This window comes from Cryobacterium sp. M15 (assembly GCF_002929675.1).
GTDB lineage: Bacteria > Actinomycetota > Actinomycetes > Actinomycetales > Microbacteriaceae > Cryobacterium > Cryobacterium lyxosi.
The window spans coordinates 26,775-42,996 of sequence record NZ_PJJW01000029.1 but is presented as its reverse complement, the minus strand read 5'-3'; the positions used below and the strand labels follow the sequence as shown (position 1 = coordinate 42,996).

Genomic DNA, 16,222 nt, shown 5'->3' with positions numbered 1-16,222 from the left:
ATGACCGCGGGGATCGAACACACTGCGCCCACCAACCACCGGCGTCTGAGCATCGCAATGATCGGTACCCGCGGAGTGCCCGCCGCCTACGGCGGATTTGAAACCGCCATCGAGGAGATCGGTCGCCGCCTCGTCGACCGAGGCCACGACGTCACCGTCTACTGCCGCCGCGCCGCCCAGCCGGTGCCAAAAGAGTACCTCGGCATGAAACTCGTGGAGCTGCCGGCACTGCGCCACAAAATTCTCGAGACCCTGAGCCACACCGGACTGTCGGTCTTGCACGCCACCCTGCACCGTCCGGCCGATGTCGCGTTCGTCTTCAACGCCGCCAACGCCCCATTTGTGCCGCTGTTGCGTCTCCGCGGAATCCCCAGCGTCGTGCACGTGGACGGCCTGGAATGGAAGCGCGGCAAATGGGGTGGCGCGGGACGGCGGTACTACCGCTGGGCCGAGGAAGTATCGGTGCGCGAAGCTGATGCCCTCATCGCTGACGCACAAGGCATCGTCGACTATTACCGGGACGAATTTTCCATTCCAACCGAATTGATCTCCTACGGCACCCGAATCCTGCAGGACACCCCGACCGATCGGCTCGCCGAACTCGGTCTTCGCCCCGGCGGCTATCATCTCGTCGTCGCCCGGTTCGAACCAGAAAACCACGTCGACGTCATTGTGGAAGGATATCGGGCCAGCGCTGCCCGCCTGCCACTCGTCGTCGTCGGCTCTGCGCCATACGCCGCCAACCACATCACCCGTATCAGCGACCTCGCCGCATCTGATTCCCGCATTCGCATGCTTGGCAGTGTCTGGGACCAGGATCAGCTCGACCAGCTCTACACTCATGCCAACACCTACCTCCATGGTCATTCGGTCGGCGGAACGAACCCGTCGCTGTTGCGGGCAATGGGTGCGGGCACCAAGGTCATCGCGTGGGACGTCGTCTTCAATCGTGAGGTCCTCGGTGTCGACGGTGCCTACTTCGCACGAGCGGAGTCCCTGAGCGCCTTGCTCGAAGATGCCGAACTGAACCCCGAGCGCGTGGCCGAAGTTGCCGCGGCGCTGCAACGACGCGCCGAGGAACTCTACAACTGGGACAGCGTCACGGACAGTTACGAACAACTCGCCCGGCGCGTGGCCGTCGGCTACAGCAGCCACCGTCAAAGCACCGGCAGGGCCGGAGTGTCGATGTGGAGCCTTTCCGACAGCCTGAGCAAGCAACCGTCAACCGCACTTTCCAGGGGGATCAGCTCATGACCAGCACCTCGGCCCGAATCGCTCGTTCGACCGAAACGTACTCTGACACCGTTCGGCGTCTGTCCTCCGCCCAGAAGACGGCGGCGCGCGGCGCGCCGCCCTATTCCGTCTACGTGAACCGCCGCGTCGGGCGCTACCTCGCGGCGGGCGCGTTTCGTCTGGGCCTGACCCCCAACAACGTCACCGCCGTCAGCGCGGGCTTCACATTCTGCGCGATCGTACTACTGGCGATCGGTGAGCCGAGCTGGTGGCTCGGACTCGTCGTGTGGCTGCTGCTCGCCATCGGGTATGCCTTCGACTCGGCCGACGGCCAGGTCGCCAGGTTGCGCGGTGGCGGTTCCCCCTCGGGGGAATGGCTCGACCACGTCGTTGACTCCATCAAGATCTCAACCTTGCATCTTGCAGTGCTCATCACGATGTTCACACACTTTCCACTGTCCAGCTCGACTTGGCTGCTCGTGCCCGTCGGGTTTGCGGCCGTGGCTGCCGTGTCGTTCTTCGCAATGATTCTGAACGACCTGCTCAAAGCCAAGCATGCGCCGACGGCGCCGCCTTCCACCGCTCCCCGCTCCGCGTTACGATCATTTCTCGGTCTGCCGACCGACTACGGCGTGCTTTGTCTCGCCTTCGTACTGCTGGGCGCACCGTTGGCGTTTTTCGGTGTGTACAGCGTGCTTTTCGTGGCCAATGCGCTTTATCTCGCCCTGGCGCTGGGTAAATGGTTTCGCGATATGACCGCGCTGGGACGCCGGGAAGTCGCCCGACCGTAGCTGACATCTGCGGTGACAACGTAACGACTTTGCCGTGTGCCTCGTTCTGGGGATGCTTTTTCACACATTCAGACGTGAGTTTTGATCACCTTGATTGTAGTGTAGGCGCAACCGGATGGAGAAAGCTGTGGAACCAATCGACTATCTGAGGACCATCACGAGGCGGTGGTTGCTCATCGCTATTGTGGGCATCCTCGGCGGCGCGGTGGCGTGGGGCTACGCGGCCACCCTTCCGGCGCAGTACCAGGCAACCAACAGTGTCTTCGTGACGAGTGACCGGGGTGAGACGACCAGTGAGCTGCTGCAGTCGTCAACTTTCACTCAAAACCTTGTGCAGTCCTACGCGCAACTCGCCACGACACCAACCGTTCTGGGGCCCGTGATCAGCAAGCTCGGATTGAATATTTCCACGCAGGCCCTGGCCTCCCGTGTCACCGCGGAGATTCCCATCAACACGGTGTTTATCAACATCACCGTTACCAGCCTGTCGGCGACGCAGGCCGTGGCCCTCGCTGATGCTGTCTCCGATTCCCTCGCCACTGCGGTAGGAAATCTGGCGCCGAAAGGGCCCGACAACTTGCCGTCGATCACGGTCGAGACGGTTTCTCCGGCTCAACTGCCGGACAGCCCGTTTGCACCGAATACGCAGCTGATCGTCATCACCGGATTGCTGATCGGGCTCGTTCTCGGCGTGCTGTACGCCCTGTCCCGCGAGGTGTTCGATACCCGGGTGAGCACAGAGAAGGACCTCGATCGGGTCTCCTCCGATCCCCTGCTTGGGAAGGTCGGTCGCAAGAAGCGCACCGACCCAGCAGGCCTGGTCATGCGGGTGATGCCACACAGTGCCCTGGCTGAAGCGTATCGACGGGTGCGGGCCAACCTGGAATTCATCGACGTGGATAGCCCGCCACGCAGCGCCGTGGTCACGTCCGCGGTGACGCGTGATGGCAAATCCACGACCGCGATCAACCTTGCCCTCGCCATGGCGGAACGCTCGTCGCGCGTGCTCCTGATTGATGCCGACCTACGTCGCCCGTCGATCGCCGAGCTGTGTGATCTCGAAGGCGACGTCGGGCTGACAACTGTTCTGCTCGGCGATGTCGGACCCGACGACGCCATCGTGCGCTGGTCGAATGGCATCGACGTGTTGCCCTCCGGCGCTGTGCCGCCCAACCCCGGACAGTTGCTCGGTTCGGCCGCAATGAAGACCCTGATGCAGCGCCTACTGCTCGAGTACGACTTCATCGTCGTCGATTCCCCGCCGCTGCTGCCGGCCACCGACGCCCTCGGTCTGTCACATCTCACCGACGGTGCCATCGTGGTCGCCCGTTACAAGGCGACCACCCGCCAACAGCTGGCCACCACGCTGGAGTCGCTTGAAGCCGTCAATGCGCGCATTCTCGGCATCGTACTCAACCAGGTGCGGGAGCGTCGCGCTGAGGTGTACTACGGACCGCTCGCCCCAACAACTCGCACTGCCGCGCTGACTCCGGAAACGACCAACCGGGTCACGGCTACCCGAGCGCCTCGCACCACCTTCGATGAAACGGGCCGTCGCGACTCTCGCGCGTCGGAATCGACACGGTCGTCATAGTGCGGGTCCTCCAATCTTTTCCGGAGGGTCGCACGACGACGAATCCCTACCTGCTGCAATTGAGCCGCTCGCTCAGCCCGCACGTCGAGGTGCTCGGCTTCACCTGGCGCCGGGCGCTCACCAGCCGTTACGACGTGTTCCACGCACACTGGCCGGAGATTCTCGTGCAGGGTCGGACACCGGCCCGGGCGCTAGCCAGACGCATGCTGTTCCGCCTGTTTCTGGTGCGGCTGCGCCTGCGTCGCACCGCGGTGGTGCGAACATTGCACAACGTGCGGAGTCATGAGCTCTCACCCCAGCATGACCAACGTTTACTCGAGCGGTTCGACCAGCGCACCACCCTGTGGATCAGGCTCAATTCATTCACACCGGTGCCCGCTGACGCGCTCGAACACACCATCCCGCACGGTGATTACCGAGACTGGTACGGTGACCTGATGTCGGGCGCGACCATGCCAGGTCGGTTGCTCTACTTCGGACTCATTCGCCCCTACAAGGGTGTGGACACCCTGGTCCACGCTTTTCGCCAACTGGACACCGCGGCCCTGGACGATCCCCTGCCGACGCTGCATATTGTCGGTGCTCCCCAAACACGCGACCTGGCAAAGCGGCTGCAGCGCACGTCGGCCGGCGACCCGCGAGTCGAGTTTATGCTGCGCCACGCCAGTGACGCCGAACTGGCCGACGCCATCCGCGCCGCCGAACTGGTCGTGTTGCCCTACACCGAGATGCACAACTCCGGCGCCGCGCTGCTGGCCCTCTCGCTCGACCGGGCGGTATTGGTACCAGAGAACGCGGTCACCACCGCGCTGGCCAACGAGGTCGGCACTGATTGGGTGCTCACCTACACCGGGCCACTAAGCGCAGAGGTTCTGGCCGATGCGCTCTTGCGCGCTCGGCGGCCTCGGAGCGCCCCCGCGCCCGACCTCTCGCACCGCCGGTGGTCGGTCGGAGCCGCCGATCACGTCGAGGCCTACGGCCGGGCCATTCAGTCAGTCCGCTCGCGCTGAACCGAGCGATATCGACTGGCCCACGATCGGCTGCTGAGCGCTCAGGCGCCAACAAATAGCCAGGCGTCGGCGGCGAGCCGGCCATCGATGGCCGGCAGATCCTCAGCTGCGGGGCGAGGTGCCTGCAGCGCGCGCACGACAGCATCCGCCAGCAGCTGCGGCGTGCAGCCCGGCGCGACCACCTCGTGGCCGTGCTCCTCAAGCCAGGACGCAAGCCCGGTTTCGGTCGTGGTCACAATCGAGCAGTCGTGCGCGAGACCCTCGACGATCGGCAGGCCGACCTGCTCACGCCAAGTGGCGGTCGGCTGGCTGGGCAGGGCCAGCACGCTGGCACGACGCAACTGTCGGTGAATCTCGCTGCGCGGCGGGTCGATGACAAGCTCGATCGTTGGGTCGCTGGCGACGGCTTGCCGCGCCTGATTCTCCAGCGCACCCTTACCGATCAGGGTGAGGCGGGCCTCGGGCAGCGCTTTGGTCACGAGAGGCCAAGCCGCGAGAAGGCTTGGCAACCCTTTACGCTGGGCGAATGCTCCCAGAAAAACCACCCGGTTCACCTCAGGGTCACCGCCAGCGCTGCAGGTGCATGTGGCTGGCAACGCGGGAATAACGACCGAGACGGCATCCCGAGCAGGTTCGGGCAGGGCTGTGCGGTACGTGACGCGCGCCGCATCCGTTCCAAAAACGATGCGGTCAGTTTGACGCCAGACGAAGCGAGCGGCAACGCCGTTGAGACCGCGACGCAGTCGTGCCCGGATAGCGAGTTGGCGTTGGAACGGGTCCGCGTTTTCCAGGGCGTAACACACGATGCTTGCTCGGCTACCGCCGATCAGCGCACGCAGGCGCAGGGCGCTGATCGCTAGCGTGCTGGCCCAGACGCTCGAGAGCATGAGCGGTTCGCCAATTTCCAGCGTCGTGACCGTGGAGTGAGCCAGCAACCACGCGGCGCGCACGGGGTGAGCCTGCACAAGCACGAGGCCCGTCGCCAGTTCCTCGTGAAAGTCATACCTTTTGATTCGGAACAGAATGGCGGCCGCCGGCAACTCATGTGCTCGTTCCAGGTGGGCGCTGCGCAGCGTACGGTACAGCCGTGCCCGGTCGGTCAGAATTCGACCGCTAGCCACGCTTGTACTCGTGGTAGACCGAGCCCACGGAGCCTGCCAGCATCCCAGCACCGCGGGCGGCTGTGCGCAGCCCTCGGGCGCGCAACGGGACCTGCCCGACGAGGGATCCAGCGATGTATCGCACGATCCCACCGCACAGCCGCGCGGCGCCACGCGCTTGCAGGTTCATCCGCACCAGCACCCGTTTGGCACGGTCAGTGTCGTCGAGGTTGATACGACTCCAGGTGTTACCCATGCGAAATGCGCGTTGCAGCACCCACTCCCGGGTAAGACGATCCGCCGGAACTATATCGATGACGATGGCTTCATCGCACCAGATCATTTGCCCGCCGCGCTGGTGCAGCTGCCGGGTGAACAACGAGTCCGACCCGCCTGACAGCCCGAACCGTTCGTCAAAGCTGAGCTCCAACCGACGCACCTGGGCCAGATCGAGCAGCAGATTATTCGTTGCCGCGAGCGATACCGGCGTGCCCGTAGTGAACCGGCGGCGCTCGAAGAAGCCACCGGCCCGAATCCACTGGTCTGGTTCGATGTCGTACTGCGACAGTACCGGGCCAACGACGGCCGCGGGCCGATAGGTCGAATAGGTATCGAGCAACTGCACGAGCCAGTGGCTGCTGGGTCGTTCGTCATCGTCGATGAAGATAAGCAGGTCGGCACCCTGGCCTTCCTGCAGTGCTCTATTGCGCGCCGAGGCGATACCCGGGGTGGGTTCGTGCACGTATCGGATGGGCGTCCCCCCGGTCGATGCGGGCTCCCCAGTTTCCACCCACCTGGTGTCGGTCACGAGGGTGCGCGCTCCGGCATCAGGGTCGTTGTCGATGACGATGATCTCCACCGGTGCCAGCACCATGCCGGCCTGATCGAGCAGTTCGGGCAGGAGCTCCTCGAGGTCGGCGGGGCGTCGATAGGTCAGCACCGCGATCACTACGCGCGGGTCACCTGTGGATCGATTGGCAAGTGACATGGCCAATCCCTTCTGTAGCGGTGAGAAAAGTGCTGTGCGCGCCGTGCGCGATTGGCGAGCTCGAGACCGGGCCGCCGTTCAAGTGGCTCTCTTCACGATCAGGTCATCGAAGGTCGCGGTGACGGGCGTCACTGTGGCGGTCGACCCCAGATAGAAGGCCAGACCAACGGCACCGGATGTCTGCAGCGCAGCGGTCGAATCCGTCACCGTGGTCTGCCACGCCGAGGGTTCCGGCGTGCCGAGGGCCCAAACTTTGGCACGAATTGTCGTCGGAGCCGAGCCGATGACCTGAACGCGCAGTTGCAGCGCGCTTCCGGTTGTGTAGGTGAGGCCGGAAATGTTCTGGGCCTTCAGGCTGGTAGCGCCGCGCATGAGTTGCAGTTGCACAACTCCGGTCGACAGATTCTTCATGCGCACCCGATAATCGTCCGTGCCGACCCGGCGGCCGATCAGCGAGGTGTACGCGCCGGAACCGGTCGCATCCTGTTGGAGGGTCGTTGTGACGAGCATGTCGGTGTCGAGCAGGGACACGCCAGACAGGTAGGCATTGACGGTGGCTCCGGCGGCGGCCTTGAAGCGGCCGGCTCCACCACTGACCGAGTAATTCGATGCCGTACCGGTCGTCGTCCAGGCTCCCCCCGTGTCGGCGGCGCCCAGGCCGGTTGCCAGGCTGCGGGAGAACGCGTCGGTAGCCAGCGGTGTGTTCGGGTCGGCTGCCGGAACGACAACCGTCTGCTTGGCTTGCGCGGTGGCTAAGGAATTGTCGGTCACGGTGAGGGTCACATCGTAGGCGCCCTCGACCGCGTAGCTGTGCGAGGCGGTCACGCCGCTGCCGGAGGTCCCGTCACCGAAGTTCCAGCTGTAGCCGGTGATGGTGCCGTCGCTGTCGCCGGAGGTGGAGGCATCCACCGCCACGGTAAGCGGCGTGGCTTGATAGCTGAATGCGGCTGTCGGCAGCGCGTTCGCCGGCGGTTCGGTGGCATCGACCGTGCGGGTGGTAACCGTGCTCGCTCCCGAGTTGTCGGTGACGATGAGGGTGACCACGTAGCTGCCGGCGGCCGCGTAGGAGTGCGTTGCGGTGGCTCCGGTTGTGGTGCTGTTATCGCCGAAGTCCCAGGCGTAACCCGCGATGGTGCCGTCGGAGTCGGTCGATCCGGTGGCATCGACGCTCAGGTCGCGGTACGTGATCGCACTGCTGAATGAAGCAGTCGGGGCCACGTTGGCGGGCGGTCCGAATTGGCCGATCGAGTGGTGCCGGGCGATGGCGCTGGCGCCAAGGGCCGTGTTATAGACGGCCACTTCGTCGATGTCGGCCTCAATATAATCGCTGGCCGGTCGGCTGGTCCAGCCGCTGAGGTTGTCGCCGCCTATGCGCCAGTAGCCCTGGACCGGCGCCGCCGACGTCGTGTCGGTGCGCTGGGCGGCGAGGGCGCCGTCGACGTAGAGGGACATTCCGGCAGCACCGACGGACGCGACGATGTGATGCCATTGACCGTCGTTGTATGCCGCGGTCGTGTTGACCGTGCGCAAGATGCCCGGCTTCACACCGAACCAGAGTCGTCCGACGTTGTCCATATAGATCTGGCGATCGTAGGCGGTCGAGGCGCCGGTGGCACTGTTGCCCAGCCCGATGATTTTGCCGCCCTTCGTGGTGGTGGTCTTCACCCAGGCTTCCAGGGTGAAAGCACCTCGAGGAGTTTCGAATGCGGATGATGCCGCCGTGCCCACGGTCGTGCCACTGAAACGGGAGGCTGTGCCCGAGTCTGCAGCAAGCGCGCCCGGTACGCTGCGGATGACGCCGGTGCCTGCGGTCTCGTTTGAGGCCGCAGCCCAGTCGTAGGCTGTCGTACCACTGGATTCGCCGAGCGGCCAGTATGACGAGGGCGAATCGCTCTGCACGGTCTTGGCGTAGGCGCTGTAGTCACCCGAACCCGATACGGTCACGCTGGTCGGACCGCCGGTTTTCACATTGCCGAAGGCGTCCCGTACACGCACGCGGTACACGTAGATCTGCCCGGATGTGAGTCCGGTGTCGGTGAAGCCCATCGCCGGCCGGGACCAGTCGGTCGACAGGCCGGTCACAGTGCCGACGGAGACACCGTCACGCAGTACCTCGTAGCTGAGCTGTTCGTTGTCCCGGTCGTAGGCGGCCTTCCATCCGATGCGGGCGGTGCCCGCCGAAAGGGAGTCCACGGTAGGTACGAAAGCGGATGACGCGAAGGCCGCGTTGGCCACGCGTGGGCCTTCCTTATTGGGCGCGATCGCCGTGCTGGCGAAGCGCACCAAGCCCTGCTGGCCCTTGTTGTTCACGTTGGTGAATTCACCGCCATAGAGCAGGTACTGCCCGTCGCCGGTGATGGTCCACGGCCCCTGGCCTTGACCGGTAAACGTGCCCGAGTTGATCTCGGGGTAGAACGTCAGGATGCTCGGACTCGGCTTGCCGGTGAAGCTGGCATAGCTACCGACGGCATTGGGAGTGAGCGTGCCGGTCGCAGCCATGGAAAAGGTGAGAGTGCGGTGGTAGGAGCGTGGTGTGGTCTCGACCGGGCCGCCCATGTTGCCGCAGTAGTGCGTGTGACCGGTGGTGTAAACGACGTTGCCGAATGGCACCGCCGAATAGGTGTCGCCGTGACAGTCTTCCATCCAGATGAGGGAGCCGTCGCTCCAGCTCACCCGGAAGGTGCCCTCGAAGTTTGCCCCGCTTCCGTAGTCGTAGCCGGTGCCGAAGGCACCGGCGGCCGAAGAGGTCAGGCTGGTGATGGCCCCGTTGACTCCGGCATTGCGAATCAGGGCGTTGACGGCCCAGGGCAGGGAGGCGCCGGTGACGGCATCCGTCGCGGCCATCCCATAGCCGGGGGCATCGCTGCCGTTGTACGAGGTGAACGACCCGCCGATAAGAACTTTGGTGCCGTCCGGCGAAACAGCCATGGTGTTGACCGACCCGCCCACCGGTTCTCCGCTCCAGACACGCAGTGCGCCATTCGAGGCGGCGAAAGCAGCGATTTGATTACGAGCGATGCCGCTGGCCGTGGTGAACACCCCGCCCACGTACACGGTGTCACCGAAGGTTGCCAAGCTCTTCACCGAGGCATTCACCGTCGGTGCCCAAGAGGAGACAAGGGAGCCGCTGACAGTGTCGAACGCGGCCAGGCGATATCTGGCTACTCCGCCAACGGTCGTGAAGAACCCTCCGGCGTACAGCCGGGTACCATCGGTCGATGCTACGAGAGACCGAACGGCTCCGTTCAGGTCTGGATTGAAGCTCTCGACCAGAACGCCGGTCGACAGATTGTAGGCGAGCAGGTTGTTGCGGACAACTTCGTTCACACCGGCTGCCGAGCCGGCCGGCCGAGCCCGTGTGAACTCGCCTCCGGCATAGACAGTGTTGCCGACAATGACCTGGGACCAGACGACGCCGTTGATCTGGGTCGTGGGCAGGGCATCGGCAGCGACGGTGAGCGGTGAGCCAGCATCCACCGGGCGGGTGTCCGCCTGCGCCACCAGAGGCAACGTCACGAGGCTCGCGAGCACCGTGATGATGGTCACCAGACTGGCCCAGCCCAGTTTCAACGACCGAGTGGCACTCGGTCGGATCGCGCCACTGGCCGTGGCCATGGTCGCGTTGACGTGCAAGCGAGACGCCGGGAGAAGTCGCACGGTGATTCCTTACTCAAGACGAGGTGCCGGGCCGTCGGGTAGCCACCGCATTCTTCGGAGTATAGTGAGAATCTTTCATAAACGGCTGCCCCCTATCCGGGGCACGAGCACATAGCCACTCAGCGCGGGGCTGCGCCCTCAAACAGCACGATCGGCACGCCCGCGGAGTAATCTACGGCGATGCGCACTTGGTCGCGCTGGTCACTCGGCACCGCGAAAACGAAAACCCCCTGCTGGGTCGCCCCCGCAGCGACCGATTCCGGTAGCGGCGCTCCACCCGACGCCGTCAATTCAGTCGCCGGGCTTTGCTCAGCACCGAAAAACAGGTTGACCACGGTTGCAGTCAATGCCACAGCGTCGGACGTGTCATTGCGCACGGTCACAGCAAAACGCAGGGAAGGCCCACCCACCTCGCCCGGACCGCGCGCGACCCCGTCGACGGCTTCGAGTGTGCCGATGCTGAACACCAGACCCGGAACGGCTGCGGCGGAATCGGTCAGCGGCACCGGCGCCCGCTCGACGGGCGGAGCAGGTTCGACGGGCGGAGCAGGTTCGGCAGCGACAGCCTCGGTCGGCGCGGGCGTCGTGGCAGTCGGAACCGCTGTGGGTGCTGGGTCGGGCGATGGCACCGCGGTGGGCGTTGCAGTCATCCGCGGGCTCGGCGAAGGGGCGTTGCTGTTGTGTGCAGCCGGGTTCGGGCCGCCATTGTTCGATGCGGCGACACCGGCGACCACAAGGACGACGATGAGTACTGCCAGCGCAGCGGATGCAACGATCCACCAGACACGCCGCCGAGAAATCGAATTCCCACCCACGGTGGGGCCTGTGTTGTCATCGACGGGGTGGCGCACTGCCATGGTGAAACTCCAGGTTGCTCGGCTGGTCTGACGATCGGGTTGCATTCTTTGGTGCAGCTGCTGACACCGTGCGCTAATAACGCGGTGCAGCTATTAATACACGGGACGCACCCTCATTCCTAGGGGGCGGCTGAACCCCGAACGGGGGCACCCGCTCAGGCTGTACAGTGTGGAATTCCGGCGCTTGCCCGGTAACACACCAAACACCCGACCGAGGTGACAGACATGAAATTTGCCATTCTGCACGGCAGCAATGATGCCTACGGTGCCAGCAAGGTGCTCTGCCAGGAAATAGAGTGCCTGGTCAGCCTCGGGCACGAAGTGCTCATCGTTGTTCCACACACCGGTCCGTTGTCCACGGACCTGGCCCGGTTCGGCGCAGCGGTTTCGGTCGTGATCGATCCGTCGCTGGTAGTGCTGCGCCGAAGCAAGTTGACCGACCTGCTACATCCGCTCACGCTGCGGCACGACGTGGCGCTCGCCGACGTCGTGGTGTTGTGGACCCTGGCCCTGAGCGCCTACATTCCCGTGCTCCGTCTGCGTCGCCGACGCTTCTATGTCTCGGTGCACGAACTGCTCCTGGGACGAGTCGGTGGCCTGCTTGTGCGCACATTGCTGGCACCCGGCACCTTTCCGGTGTGCGCATGCAGCAGGGCCACTGCCGAGTGGCTGCACTCCCAAGGCGTAGGGTCGGACCGTCTGACGGTTACCTCTCCGGTTTTCAGCTCCGTTGAGGCCGTACCGGTGCGTGGTGTGCACGACCCACTGACGTTCGCCGTCGTCGGACGCGTCAATGGGCACAAGGGGCACCTGGAGGTGGCCACGGCATTCCAATCGACGGCGTTGTCCGGCCAGGATTGGCGGCTCCTGCTCTTCGGTGCGCCGTACCCCGGACAGGATGATGCTCTTCAGGACGTGTTGGCGCTGGTCAGTCGTGACCCGCGCATCGAGTACCGCGGAGAAGCTGCCTCAGTGGCGGCCATCGCCAGCGAGATCGATGCCGTGGCCTGCTTTCCGTCTACACCCGAGCCGTTCGGGTTGGTACCGATCGAAGCCTGGCGGGTTGGCCTGCGGTCGGTTGGCTTCGCGGACGGCGGTGCGGGAGAAGTCCTTCCGGTCGTCGGCGGCATTGGGGTGTCGCGCACGGATTTCCCTGACCGGGACATTACCGCCGCACTCCTTGACTTGTCCGTGACACTGAAAGCTCACCCTTCGCTGCCAGATCCAGCCGCGGTCAACAGGCTTTTTTCGCAGGATCGTCGTCGTGACCTCATTGCCCGGGTCATCACCAGAAGTTAGCGACGATGCAGAGCAAACCCAAAGGGACCACTCGACTAGCGGGCGGCCCCTTCAGGGGTGATGGGCGATGAGTCCACCGCTCTAGGCGGCTGGCACCTCGGGCAGCGGCGCAGGCGCGTCATTCGGCATCGGCTTGATTCCTGGGTCCTGCTGCACCCTAGGTTCCGGCACGACATCCGGCGCGGGAACCACGTCGGGAACCACGTCGGGAACTACGTCGGGCATCGGAGCCACATCCGGAGTCAGAGTTGCGTCGGGGGCATTCGCCGGCGCATCCGGCGTGATGGTCTGGTCGGGAGCCGTCTTATTGGCAGCGCCGGTAGCCTGGATGCTTGCCGATGATCCGGTCACAGTATTGCCGAACGGATCGGTCGCCCGCACTTGGTAGGTATAGGTCGTGCCACCCGATCGCCCAGTGTCGGTCCAGCTAATGCTGGGCCGAATCCAGTCCGCTGACAGCCCGGTTTGAGTGCGTACCACGACACCGTTTCGGAGCACCTGGTAGGTGAGCTGTTCATTGTCTCGGTCGTAGTTGGATTTCCAGGTCACCTTCACCGAGTTCGCGCTGGGGGTGCTGAGCGTGGGCTGAAAGTTGGAACCCGTGGCCTTAGGACCTTCCTTGTTTGGCGCGATCGATGAGACAGCGAAGCGCACGAGCCCCTGTTGGCGTTTGTTATTGACGATCGTGAATTCGCCACCGTAGAGAACGTACTGGGAGTTCGCCGCGAGGTTCCACGGTCCCTGACCCTGCCCGGTATAAGTGCCGGTATTGATGTCGGGAAAGAACGCCAGCAGGGTGGGGCACGGCCGGCCGCCGAAGTTGAAGTAACTGCTGCCCGTTTGATTGGGGGCAATCGTGCAGCCGGCGGCCTTGGTGAACGTCAGGGTGCGGTGGTAGCTGCGCGGCGTCGTCTCGGGGGGTCCGCCGATATTGCCGCAGAAATGGGCGTGGGCGGTGGTGTAGACAACGTCGCCGACCGGTACAGCCGAATACGTGTCACCATGGCAGTCTTCGATCCAGACGGTGTTGCCGCTGCTCCAGCTAGCCCGGAATGTTCCCTCGAACATAGCACCGGCCCCGAAATCGTAGCCGGTACCGTAGACGCCGTCAGCGTCAGAGGTGAGCGAGAGGATGGCCCCGTTGGGGCCGGCATTCTTGATCAGCTTGCCAATGTTCCAGGTCACGCCGGCGCCCGTGCTCGAGTTCGTGGCGGCCATCCCGTAGCCGGGAGTGGTTGCCCCGTTGTATGAGGTGAATGACCCGCCGATGACGACCCGGTCGCCGTTGGGTGAGACCGTCAGCGCGTTGACCGCACCATTGGGAATGGTGCCTTTCCACGCCCCCACAGCACCGGTCGGGCCATTGAACGATGCGGCCCTCTGGCGGCTTTGGCCGCTGGTCGATGTGAAGCTTCCGCCGGCATACACCGTGCCGCCGAAGGCATCGAGGGCACGGACGGTTCCATTCGCCGTGGGCTTCCAGTCGGACAAGAGCGCACCGGTTGTTGTGCTGAAGGCCGCGAGCCGCGAGCGGGCGACGCCTCCGACAGTACTGAAGCCGCCACCGACATAGATGCGGGATCCGTCAGGGGAGGCGGTAATCGCCCGCACAACACCGTTAACACTGGGATTGAAGGATGTCATCACCCCGGTCGACAAGTTGTAGGCCATGAGATTGTTGCGGGAGACCTCGCTCGTTCCGGCAGGGGCTCCCGAGGGACGGGCCCTGGTGAACTCTCCGCCAACGTAGACCGTGTTCCCCACGATGACCTGCGACCACACGACGCCGTTGATTTGCGCTGTAGGCAGGGCATCCGCTGCGACGGTCTTGGGAGTGGAGGCGCTGGGGGGTGAGGTGTCGGCCTGAGCCGCTCCCGCCCCAGTAAGGATCGCACCGAAGAGTACGGCGAGGGCGACAATGGCTGGCACAGGGGAACGGAAACGCCATAACATAAAGGAACCTCATCTTCTAGTCTTCGGTGGCCTCGAGACGACCCCCGCAGTTTGTGAATCATACTCAGTTTCTCGTTTCCTCCTACCCGCAAAGTGCAGGTTGCCACAATCGCCAGCAGCCCGAACGTGAACGTGTCACGCGGCGCCCTAGTCAGACCGGTCAATAGACGTTAGGATTCCTCACTACCTCCCCTGACTCCCTCTATTCGAATTCTGCCGCGCTCGCGGGGTAGCCTGAGAGAAATCTGAGCATTGTATGGCCGCAGGACAATCCCTTTCCCCCGATGCAGGCACCAACTCCACAAGGCCTCTTCGCATCGGCTATGCCGCAGGCGCTTTCGACCTTTTTCACGTGGGCCACCTCAACATCCTTAAACACGCCAAAAGCCAGTGTGACTACTTGATCGCTGGCGTCGTGTCCGATGAAATGCTGGAGCTGACCAAGGGCGTCACCCCTGTTGTTCCCCTGTTCGAGCGCCTCGAGATTGTGCGGCATATTTCATTCGTCGATGAGGCCGTTGCCGAAGTCGTGCAAGACAAGTTGGAGACGTGGCGCCAGCTGCGCTTCGACGTCTTCTTCAAGGGCGACGACTGGCGAGGCACCCCTCGCGGTATGCACCTGGAGCGCGAGTTCGCCGCTGTCGGTGTTGATGTGGTCTATTTTCCATACACAGTGAACACCTCGAGCACGATACTGCGCCGGGCCCTGGATGCGTTGACGCGACCGGACGCCGCTTCCCGCTGGCAGACCCGAGCGATCGAGGGCACCTCCTAGAGCCGATTGGCTCCCAGAACGGCGGGAGGGCGGGTTCCGCGTGCAGTGCACGAGGAACCCGCCCTCCTTTCTGGATTTCTGGATGCGCCGATTATCCGGGGTGAATCACGACCAGGGTGTCATCCGGCGTGTAGTAGTTGTCCTCCATCTTCACCTTCGTGGACGCACGCGCAATCACCGCGCAATCGTCGACCCGAGTGTTGCGACCAAAAATATTGTCAGTGATGACCACTCCATGCAGGGGGCCGCGGGATTTCTCGGCAAGGTTGATCGAGCATCCGCCGCCATCGGCCACATTATCTGTGATGGTGAGATTGGACACGTCGCCGCGGTCCTGAGTGACCTGCACGGAAGCATTCCAGGCACCGGTCAACCGGTTGCCGTCGATGCGAATATTTGATCCTTCCTGAATTTGTATGGAATCGTCGTGGCTCGGTGTGCCTCCCTGATTTGGGTCTCTGTCGTAGTGCAGGTTGTCGTGCACCCAGGAGTCCGTGATCGCGACGTTTCCGCCAGTGAGGTGGATACCGTCGATGACACCATGAATGTTGAGGCGTTTTGCCTCAAAGTTGTAGCCGTAGATTCCCTGGACATCGGGTGACGGCGTGGAGGGAAACAGCTCCGTGTCGATGATGCGCAGATTTTCGTAGCCGCCGAGATTGCTGATAAGGGCCATCGGACCACTCAGGTCTCGTCCGCGCACGATCGAATTTTTGATTGTGACGTTGGGGGCTGCGATCCTGACCATGCCCCGAATGTCCAATCCGTCAATGGCGGTGCCCTCCTCGGTGATAGTGAGGTCGCCGTTGTGCACCGTCAACCTGGTGCCCGCTGGCACGCCGGTGTTACTGCCGTTCGGCGTGCCTCCCGTGGAGGGAAGTGTCGGCGCCGGCACTGGAGCAGGTGCCGGCACTGGAGCAGGACTCGGTGCCGGAGCAGGACTCGGTGCCGGAGCAGGACTCGGT

General features: G+C 63.9%; 12 protein-coding genes. 6 read left to right on the top strand and 6 right to left on the bottom strand.

Annotated features, from left to right (window positions below; genetic code table 11):
* The 4 genes from CXY83_RS03025 (at position 1) to CXY83_RS03010 (ending at position 4,628) form a co-directional block, all read left to right on the top strand.
* Positions 1–1,254, top strand: coding sequence for a DUF1972 domain-containing protein (locus CXY83_RS03025; protein WP_104195936.1), 1,254 nt, complete (start codon positions 1–3; stop codon positions 1,252–1,254).
* A complete protein-coding gene (locus CXY83_RS03020) occupies positions 1,251–2,024 on the top strand; it encodes a CDP-alcohol phosphatidyltransferase family protein (RefSeq protein WP_104195935.1) in 774 nt (257 codons plus the stop codon). Before CXY83_RS03025 ends, CXY83_RS03020 begins: the two co-directional genes overlap by 4 nt.
* A gap of 127 nt (positions 2,025–2,151) precedes the next feature.
* Entirely contained in the window at positions 2,152–3,618 is a 1,467-nt protein-coding gene (locus tag CXY83_RS03015) for a polysaccharide biosynthesis tyrosine autokinase (protein WP_158251814.1), read from the top strand.
* Entirely contained in the window at positions 3,618–4,628 is a 1,011-nt protein-coding gene (locus CXY83_RS03010; RefSeq protein WP_104195933.1) for a glycosyltransferase, read from the top strand. Before CXY83_RS03015 ends, CXY83_RS03010 begins: the two co-directional genes overlap by 1 nt.
* Before the next feature lie 41 nt (positions 4,629–4,669).
* Here the strand turns inward: CXY83_RS03010 and CXY83_RS03005 are convergent, their stop codons facing one another.
* The 4 genes from CXY83_RS03005 to CXY83_RS02990 form a co-directional block, all read right to left on the bottom strand.
* Positions 4,670–5,749 carry a glycosyltransferase family 4 protein gene (locus tag CXY83_RS03005; protein WP_104195932.1) on the bottom strand — a complete coding sequence of 360 codons (1,080 nt, stop codon included), beginning with the start codon at positions 5,747–5,749 and terminating at the stop codon, positions 4,670–4,672.
* The gene (locus CXY83_RS03000) at positions 5,742–6,716 is read right to left on the bottom strand and encodes a glycosyltransferase family 2 protein (protein ID WP_104195931.1); all 975 of its coding nucleotides are present in this window, start codon (positions 6,714–6,716) and stop codon (positions 5,742–5,744) included. The genes CXY83_RS03005 and CXY83_RS03000 overlap by 8 nt, the downstream gene beginning before the upstream one ends.
* Before the next feature lie 78 nt (positions 6,717–6,794).
* The gene (locus tag CXY83_RS02995; protein ID WP_146069834.1) at positions 6,795–10,373 is read right to left on the bottom strand and encodes a PKD domain-containing protein; all 3,579 of its coding nucleotides are present in this window, start codon (positions 10,371–10,373) and stop codon (positions 6,795–6,797) included.
* 119 nt (positions 10,374–10,492) lie between these two features.
* Positions 10,493–11,230: a hypothetical protein gene (locus tag CXY83_RS02990; RefSeq protein WP_104195929.1), complete on the bottom strand. Its 738-nt coding sequence runs from the start codon at positions 11,228–11,230 to the stop codon at positions 10,493–10,495.
* A 225-nt stretch (positions 11,231–11,455) separates the two neighbouring features.
* On the opposite strand from CXY83_RS02990, the gene CXY83_RS02985 reads away from it, so the two are divergent.
* Positions 11,456–12,529, top strand: coding sequence for a glycosyltransferase family 4 protein (locus CXY83_RS02985; RefSeq protein WP_104195928.1), 1,074 nt, complete (start codon positions 11,456–11,458; stop codon positions 12,527–12,529).
* Between the two features lie 81 nt (positions 12,530–12,610).
* Here the strand turns inward: CXY83_RS02985 and CXY83_RS02980 are convergent, their stop codons facing one another.
* Complete coding sequence (locus CXY83_RS02980; RefSeq protein ID WP_104195927.1) at positions 12,611–14,458, bottom strand: hypothetical protein; 1,848 nt, start codon at positions 14,456–14,458, stop codon at positions 12,611–12,613.
* A gap of 280 nt (positions 14,459–14,738) precedes the next feature.
* Here CXY83_RS02980 and CXY83_RS02975 point away from each other — a divergent pair, with 280 nt between their 5' ends.
* The gene (locus tag CXY83_RS02975) at positions 14,739–15,257 is read left to right on the top strand and encodes an adenylyltransferase/cytidyltransferase family protein (protein ID WP_104195926.1); all 519 of its coding nucleotides are present in this window, start codon (positions 14,739–14,741) and stop codon (positions 15,255–15,257) included.
* Positions 15,258–15,348: 91 nt separating this feature from the next.
* On the opposite strand, the gene CXY83_RS02970 is transcribed toward CXY83_RS02975, so the two are convergent.
* Positions 15,349–16,095 carry a right-handed parallel beta-helix repeat-containing protein gene (locus tag CXY83_RS02970; protein ID WP_158251813.1) on the bottom strand — a complete coding sequence of 249 codons (747 nt, stop codon included), beginning with the start codon at positions 16,093–16,095 and terminating at the stop codon, positions 15,349–15,351.
* Positions 16,096–16,222 lie beyond the last annotated feature (127 nt).